The 423-nt window shown below is 41.1% G+C and carries 1 protein-coding gene; it reads right to left on the bottom strand.

The genetic code is table 11. The features are described from left to right. Nucleotides 1–423, bottom strand: a 423-nt coding sequence (locus tag R2R70_RS19040; RefSeq protein ID WP_410978755.1) for a capsule assembly Wzi family protein, incomplete at both ends; no start/stop codon positions are given.

The following is a 423-nucleotide window of genomic DNA, read 5'->3' as shown; positions in this document are numbered from 1 at the left end:
CTAATAAGGTTAATACAACCGATTGTGCGTCATTATCAAACGTTGAGCCTATGGTGCGGCCATGGTAGCGGTAACCTGATTTATAATCTGAATGCTCGTAATAACAATTCTCTTCAACTGATTCACCACACGAAACACCCGTATCTATGTATTCTACATTCACTAATACATTTTGATCATAAATACGCTGGGTCGTTTGGGCACCAAATAAGTAAGCTCGGTCAGCAGGTTTAAATTGTGAGCTGGCATCCTCACCTATGGTGCTTGCATAAATGGCGTATGGGTGGCTAAACAATGTGTCAGACCAGCGAATATCGAGCCCTGCAAGTTGATTTCCAATTTTAGACTCTAGCTGACTGTCGCAATTTTCATTACCATTGATACAAGTGGTTTGCCCTGTAATGACATCAATAAAATCACCAG

Source organism: Cobetia sp. SIMBA_158 (assembly GCF_046566945.1).
GTDB classification, from domain to species: domain Bacteria; phylum Pseudomonadota; class Gammaproteobacteria; order Pseudomonadales; family Halomonadaceae; genus Cobetia; species Cobetia amphilecti.
Note: the sequence above shows the minus strand (reverse complement) of the source record. Positions and strands in the feature narration are given on the sequence as shown.